General features: G+C 72.5%; 8 protein-coding genes. 3 read left to right on the forward strand and 5 right to left on the reverse strand.

Features of this window, described 5'->3' with window-relative positions; all coding sequences use genetic code 11:
- Positions 1-206 precede the first annotated feature (206 nt).
- Positions 207-767, forward strand: a complete 561-nt coding sequence (gene lptE / locus FV223_RS17465; protein ID WP_147728217.1) for an LPS assembly lipoprotein LptE — start codon at positions 207-209, stop codon at positions 765-767.
- Positions 768-789: 22 nt separating this feature from the next.
- Positions 790-1,821, forward strand: coding sequence for a DNA polymerase III subunit delta (gene holA / locus FV223_RS17470; protein WP_147728218.1), 1,032 nt, complete (start codon positions 790-792; stop codon positions 1,819-1,821).
- 110 nt (positions 1,822-1,931) lie between these two features.
- On the opposite strand, the gene arsH is transcribed toward holA, so the two are convergent.
- A complete protein-coding gene (gene arsH, locus FV223_RS17475; protein WP_147728219.1) occupies positions 1,932-2,669 on the reverse strand; it encodes an arsenical resistance protein ArsH in 738 nt (245 codons plus the stop codon).
- 50 nt (positions 2,670-2,719) lie between these two features.
- Here arsH and FV223_RS17480 point away from each other — a divergent pair, with 50 nt between their 5' ends.
- On the forward strand, positions 2,720-3,079 hold the full coding sequence (locus FV223_RS17480; RefSeq protein ID WP_147728220.1) for a metalloregulator ArsR/SmtB family transcription factor: 360 nt from the start codon (positions 2,720-2,722) through the stop codon (positions 3,077-3,079).
- 119 nt (positions 3,080-3,198) lie between these two features.
- Here the strand turns inward: FV223_RS17480 and FV223_RS17485 are convergent, their stop codons facing one another.
- From FV223_RS17485 to rsmG, 4 genes are all read right to left on the reverse strand, one after another.
- The gene (locus FV223_RS17485; RefSeq protein WP_147728221.1) at positions 3,199-3,465 is read right to left on the reverse strand and encodes a hypothetical protein; all 267 of its coding nucleotides are present in this window, start codon (positions 3,463-3,465) and stop codon (positions 3,199-3,201) included.
- A 254-nt stretch (positions 3,466-3,719) separates the two neighbouring features.
- On the reverse strand, positions 3,720-4,616 hold the full coding sequence (locus tag FV223_RS17490) for a ParB/RepB/Spo0J family partition protein (RefSeq protein WP_147728224.1): 897 nt from the start codon (positions 4,614-4,616) through the stop codon (positions 3,720-3,722).
- Positions 4,617-4,712: 96 nt separating this feature from the next.
- Positions 4,713-5,561, reverse strand: a complete 849-nt coding sequence (locus FV223_RS17495) for a ParA family protein (RefSeq protein WP_147728222.1) — start codon at positions 5,559-5,561, stop codon at positions 4,713-4,715.
- Between the two features lie 50 nt (positions 5,562-5,611).
- Entirely contained in the window at positions 5,612-6,238 is a 627-nt protein-coding gene (gene rsmG, locus FV223_RS17500) for a 16S rRNA (guanine(527)-N(7))-methyltransferase RsmG (protein WP_147728223.1), read from the reverse strand.
- Between the last annotated feature and the right edge of the window lie 93 nt (positions 6,239-6,331).

Below are 6,331 nucleotides of genomic sequence, written 5' to 3' on the forward strand. Positions count from 1 at the left end.
CCCCCCGGGGAGCGTTCCCGCCGACGTCTTCGGCTTCGCCGCGGCGCGACGCGTCCGGCCTCCGCGGCCCGCGGTCACCGACCTCGGCGACCCAACTCCCGCCGCAGACGAATCGTAAGGGATCGCGCGTAGGGTCGTGGCGCCGGGCCGTTCGCTCGCGCTAAAGAACCCTGGACGAGACGGATTGCGGCGGGCGGATGAGGCGGATGGCGGACACAACGATCGGGACCGCGACGGCTCGCGCCGCGGCGCGGGCGGCCCGTCTCGCCTGCGTCGCAGGCCTCGCGCTCAACCTCTCGGCCTGCTTCCGCCCGCTCTACGGGCCGACGGCGTCCGGCGAGTCGCTGCCCGCGCTGCTCGCCGGCATCCAGGTCGACGACATCGCGATGGCACGCGACCAGGAGCGCATCGGGCACTACCTGCGCAGCGAGCTGATCTTCGCCCTCGACGGCTCCGGCCAGCCCGGGCCGAAGCGCTACCGGCTGAAGCTGCAGGGCAGCGAGTCGGTGCAGACGCCGATCGTCTCGACCACCACGGGCCGCGCCGAGGCCGGCACCATCGTCGGCGTGGTCAAGTACAGCCTCGAAAACCTCGACGGCACCAAGATCGTCACCGAGGGCGTCGCGACCTCGACCGCGACCTACGACCGCTCGGTGCAGCGCTTCGCATCCCTGCGCGCCGCCCGCGACGCCGAGATCCGCCTCGCCTCGGTGCTGGCCGACCAGATCAAGACCCGCCTCGCCTCGGTGCTCTCGGCCAAGCCTTGAGGATCGGGCGGGGAGCCCGGGCGTGACCGCGGTCAAGGCCGGCGAGATCGATGGGTTGCTGCGGCGCGGGCCGGACCCGCGCATGCCGGTGATCCTGCTGTTCGGCCCCGATACCGGGCTGGTCGCCGAGCGCGCCAAGCAGCTCGCCGAGGGCTTCGTCACCGATCCGGGCGACCCGTTCGCCCTGGTGCGGATCGACGGCGACGCGCTCGCCGGCGATCCCGGCCGGCTCGTCGACGAGGCCGGCACCGTCGGGCTGTTCGGCGACAAGCGCGCGATCTGGGTGCGCCCGACGAGCCGGCCGATCGCGCCCGCCGTCGAGGCGCTGCTCAAGGGCGAGATCCAGGGCACGCGCATCGTGATCGAGGCCGGCGATCTGGCCAAGACCGCGCCGCTGCGCACGCTGTGCGAGAAGTCGGCTAAGGCGCTGGCGATCCCGTGCTACGCCGACGACGCCCGCGCGATCGCCGACCTGATCGACCGGACGCTGGAGGCGCGCGGCCTGCGCATCGACCGCGACGCCCGCACCCTGCTGGCCGAGAGCCTGGGCGGCGACCGCCGGGCGAGCCTCGCCGAGATCGAGAAGCTCGCGCTCTACGCGGCCGGCACCGGAACCGTCGGGCTCGACGACGTCGAGGCGGTGGTGAGCGACGTCGCCGGCAGCCAGCTCAACACCCTGATCGACGCCGCCTTCGCGGGCCAAGGCGACATGGTGGAGCGCGACATCCGCCGCTTCCGCCACGAGGGCCTCGACCCCTCGGCGATGCTGGGCTCCGGCCTGCGCCATGCGCTGCAGCTGCTCGCCGTGCGGATCGAGGGCGGCGACAAGGCGCCGAGCCTGATGGTCGCGAGCTGGCGCGGCCTGCACTTCAAGCGCAAGGGCAGCATCGAGACGCAGCTCGCCCGCTGGAGCCCCAACACCCTGCGCCAGGCGGTGCAGATCCTCCAGGACGCGATCCTGGCCTGCCGCCGCTCCGATCCGGTCCTGGCCCACGCCCACGCCTCCTCCGCCCTGCTGCGGATCGCGACGCAGGCGGCGCGGCGACGGGGCTGAGGCCCGGATCGCGCAAGCAAAGCCCGCCGATCGGCGCCGATCCGGCTCGACGAGCCACCGCCGCGCCGGATCACGCTGCGTGATCCGGCCGAAGCCGGCCGGGCCGCCGCCTACGGCTTGGCGAACCCGATGTCGGCGGCCACCGCATCGAGGCGCGCGGGCGCCCGCTCCTTCCGCTCGGAATAGCGGTCGACCAGAAGGTCGGCCCGCTCGCGGGTGAGCAGCGTGAACTTGTAGAGCTCCTCGCAGACGTCGACGACGCGGTCGTAGAGCGGCCCCGGCTTCATCCGGTCGGCCTCGTCGAACTGCGTGTAGGCGGCGGGCACCGAGGACTGGTTGGGGATGGTGATCATCCGCATCCAGCGCCCGAGCACGCGCAGGGCGTTGACGGCGTTGAACGATTGCGAGCCGCCCGAGACCTGCATCACCGCGAGCGTGCGCCCCTGCGTCGGGCGCACCGAGCCCTCCGAGAGCGGCAGCCAGTCGATCTGGCTCTTCATCACGCCGGTGAGCGTGCCGTGGCGCTCCGGGCTGACCCAGACCTGCCCCTCCGACCACAGCGAGGCGGCGCGCAGCTCCCGGACCTTCGGATGGTCGGCGGTGGCGTCGTCCGGCAGCGGCAGGCCGTCGGCGTGATAGATCCGCACCTCGCCACCCATCGCCGCGAGCAGGCGGGCCGCCTCCTCGGCCAGGAACCGGCTGAAGGCGCGCGCGCGCAGCGATCCGTACAGGATGAGGAATCGCGGCGGGTGGGCGAAGCCGGTCTTCGGCGCGAGGGTGCCCGGCGTCGGCACGGCGAAGTGCTCGGCGGCGATGTTGGGCAGATCGGCGAAGGGCGGCTTGTCCACGCGTCGGGCGTCCGTTATGTTTCAATATTCATTGAAATATTGGACCGACGATGGACGAAGCGCAAGCTCTAGCCGCCTTCGGCGCGCTCGCCCAGGCGCACCGCCTGCGGATCGTGCGCCATCTCGTGACCGCGGGGCCGGACGGCGTCGCGGCCGGTGCCCTCGCCGGCGCGGTCGGCGTCTCGACCTCGAACCTGTCGTTCCACGTGAAGGAGCTCGAGCATGCCGGGCTGATCGCGTCTCGGCGCGAGGGCCGCTCGATCCTCTACAGCGCGGCCTACCCGGCGCTCGGCGGGTTGATCCAGTTCCTGATGCGCGATTGCTGCCAGGGCCACCCGGACGTCTGCGCGCCGGCCCTGTCCGCCCTCGACGCCTGCCGAATCCTCACCGATGACGAACGCCATCGCTGACGCGACGGCCGCCGGAGCCCCGCCGATCGACGTCGCCTCGGGGGGCGTCCGTCCGTGCCGCCCGCCCGAGGCGGTGCGCGATCTGCTCCCGATCGGCGCGGCTGGCGGCCGGGGCCGGCTCACCGCCCCTCGGAGATCCGCCGGCCCTTGGTCTCGCGCTTGTAGAGGGCGATCGCCGCGGCGCATTCGGGCGACAGCTTGCTCAGGTTGGCCCGGAAGCAGGCCTCCACCGCCGGGCCGCCGGGCGGGTGCTCGCTGCAATGCTCGAGGTAATCGCCGGTGCAGTTCTGCTTCAGCGCCTCGCGGATGGAGCTGGTCTGGGCAAGGCCGAGACCGGGGATCGCGAGAAGGCCTGCGGCCAGGATCATCGTGCGGAGGCGGGGCATGGAGGTGTCCGTGCGAAGGATGGAACGGGCCGCGCGAACGGCCGGAGGCCGGCACCGAGGCCCGAATGCGAGCCTGCAGGCCCCGCCGCGACGCCACGGCGTGGACCGATGGAACGCGCGCCCGGACGGTGGACGCAGCCCGCTTCTAGGCGCGCGCACGCCGCCGCCACAAGGCTCGGCCCCGCATCCGTCCCGGGATCGGACGCGGGGGCAAGAGATCGAGACCCCGCGATGAGGCGTCCGGCGTCGACCGGTCAGCCGGCGTCGGGCACCTGGAAGCGGCGGCAGAGATCCTCGAATTCCTGGGCCGTGCCGTAGCGGATCCGGATCTCGCCGGCCTCGGACGACTTCGCCTTCAGGGTCACGCCGAGGCCGAGCGCCAGGGCGAGGCGGCTTTCCAGCGAGCGCACCTCGGCGGTCTTCTCGGTCAGCCCACGCGGCCGGCCGGGCCGCGGCACGTCGTCGGGCTGCTGCTCGGACGCGGCGATCGCCTCGACGTCGCGCACCGTCAGCCCCTCCTCGACGATGCGCTTGGCCACCAGCTCGGGCGCGCGCACGCCGAGCAGCGCGCGGGCATGGCCGGCGGTGATCTCGGCCGCGACCAGCCGCTCCTGCACCTTCGCCGGCAGGTTGAGCAGGCGCAGGGTGTTGGCGAGGTGGCTGCGGCTCTTGCCCAGGATCTCGGCAAGCTCGCGCTGTGTATAGGAGAACTCGCTCATCAGCCGCTCGTAGCCGGAGGCCTCCTCGATGGCGTTGAGGTCGGCGCGCTGGATGTTCTCCAGGATCGCGAACTCGAGCGAGGCGCGGTCGTCGATCTCGACCACCACCACCGGCACCTCGTCGTGCCCGGCGCGCTGAGCCGCGCGCCAGCGGCGCTCGCCCGCCACGATCTCGAACGTGCCCGGCACCTCGCCGAGCGCCCGCACCACGATCGGCTGGATGATGCCGCGCATGCGGATCGAGGCGGCGAGCTCGTCGAGGTCGGTCTCGCTGAAGCTGCGGCGCGGGTTGCGCGGGTTCGGCCGCAGGAACTCGACCGCGACCTTGCGCTGCGCCTGCACCTTGCCCGCCTCGTTGCCCGCATCCCCGAAATCGCCGATCAGGGCCGCGAGCCCGCGCCCCAGCCGGGGCCGTGCCACCTCGTCCGCCATCCCGCTCACCCACTCACTCCGTTACGCATCGTTACGCCGTACACCCGAACCGTCCCGGGCCGCATCCGCCCGCCGAAACGGGCGGGTCGCGACCGCTCACGCCGCCGCCGGCACCCGGCCCTCGCGCTGGATCACTTCCGAGGCGAGCCGCAGGTAGGCCTGCGAGCCCGCGCATTTCAGGTCGTAGAGCAGCACCGGCTTGCCGTGCGAGGGCGCTTCCGACACGCGGACGTTCCTCGGGATCATGGTCTCGTAGACCTTCTCGCCCATGAAGCCGCGCACGTCCGCCACCACCTGCGTCGACAGGTTGTTGCGCGGATCGAACATCGTCAGTACGATCCCCTGGATCGTCAGCTTCGGGTTCAAGGCGCCGCGCACCTGCTCGACGGTGCGCAGCAGCTGGCTCAGGCCCTCGAGCGCGAAAAACTCGCATTGCAGCGGCACCAGCACCGCATCGGCGGCGGCGAGCGCGTTGATGGTCAGCAGGTTCAGCGAGGGCGGGCAGTCGATCAGCACGTAGCTGACGTCGCGCGTCGCGTTCGCGTCGCGCAGGCCCCGCAGCACGTTGCGCAGGCGGTGCGCCCGGTCGGGCAGCGAGGCCAGCTCCAGCTCCAGGCCGAGCAGGTCCATGGTCGAGGGCGCCACCGACAGGCGCGGAACCGCGGTGGGCACCACGGCCTGGGCCAGCGACGCCTCGCCCGCCATCACCTCGTAGGTCGAGACCCGGCGGGCGCGCCGGTCGATGCCGAGCCCGGTCGATGCGTTGCCCTGCGGGTCGAGGTCGATCACCAGAACCTGCTCGCCGATCGCCGCGAGCGCGGTGCCGAGGTTGATCGCCGTCGTGGTCTTGCCGACGCCGCCCTTCTGGTTGGCCAGCGCCAGCACCCGGAGCGGCCGCGCGGGCGCGGCATCGGCAGCGGGATGGGGAGTCGCGTCGCTTGTCATGGGCGCCTGGGAGACGGGAACGCTTGGGGGGAGTGGCAGGCTCTCGAGAGCTAGGGGCTCTTGGGAGCGAGGGCGGTGACGCGGACGATCCGGGCGGCCGACTCGGTTCGGCTCGGAATGAGATCGTGGCCGACTGTCCACCGCTCCGCGGCATCGGTCAATTCCGCAACCGCTTCCCGTCCCTTCGGAAACAGCCCGGTGGTGCCCGTTTTCAACAGTGGCTCGGTCCAGGCGAGAAGCTGGTCGAGCGGCGCGAGCGCCCGGGCGCAGACCACGTCGACCCCGTGGTGATCGCCGATCACCGCCTCGATCCGCGCGTTGTGGACCGTTACCGGCGCCCCGGTGACCCGGGCCGCCTCGGTCAGGAAGGCGCACTTGCGGGCGTTGCTCTCGACGAGGTCGACGCGGATGCCGGGCGGCCCGGCGATCGCCAGGATCAGCCCGGGGATGCCGGCGCCCGAGCCGAGGTCAAGCCAGCGGCGCGCCTCCGGCATCAGATCGAGCAGCTGCAGCGCATCGGCCACGTGCCGCGTCCAGACCTCAGCCAGGGTCGCCGGCCCGACCAGGTTCTTGATCGTCTGCCAGCGCGCCAGCTGCGCCACGTAGAGATCGAGCCGTTGCGCTGTTTCACGTGAAACATTCGCGGCGGCGAGCACGCGGTCGCGATCGGCGCTCATCGCGAGGCCCCCGGAAGGCTTCGGACGACATCCGCGGGTTCCCCTCCCCCCCCTGCGGGGGAGGGTGGGCCTCGCGTCAGCGAGGGTCGGGAG

The organism is Methylobacterium sp. WL116 (assembly GCF_008039455.1).
In the GTDB taxonomy this organism is placed as follows: domain Bacteria; phylum Pseudomonadota; class Alphaproteobacteria; order Rhizobiales; family Beijerinckiaceae; genus Methylobacterium.

Bases quoted from the DNA above. Each gene is read 5' to 3' on its own strand.
- lptE (WP_147728217.1), top strand. From the start codon at position 207: ATGGCGGACACAACGATCGGGACCGCGACGGCTCGCGCCGCGGCGCGG.
- FV223_RS17480 (WP_147728220.1), top strand. From the start codon at position 2,720: ATGGACGAAGCGCAAGCTCTAGCCGCCTTCGGCGCGCTCGCCCAGGCG.
- FV223_RS17485 (WP_147728221.1), bottom strand. From the start codon at position 3,465: ATGCCCCGCCTCCGCACGATGATCCTGGCCGCAGGCCTTCTCGCGATC.
- FV223_RS17490 (WP_147728224.1), bottom strand. From the start codon at position 4,616: ATGGCGGACGAGGTGGCACGGCCCCGGCTGGGGCGCGGGCTCGCGGCC.
- FV223_RS17495 (WP_147728222.1), bottom strand. From the start codon at position 5,561: ATGACAAGCGACGCGACTCCCCATCCCGCTGCCGATGCCGCGCCCGCG.
- rsmG (WP_147728223.1), bottom strand. From the start codon at position 6,238: ATGAGCGCCGATCGCGACCGCGTGCTCGCCGCCGCGAATGTTTCACGT.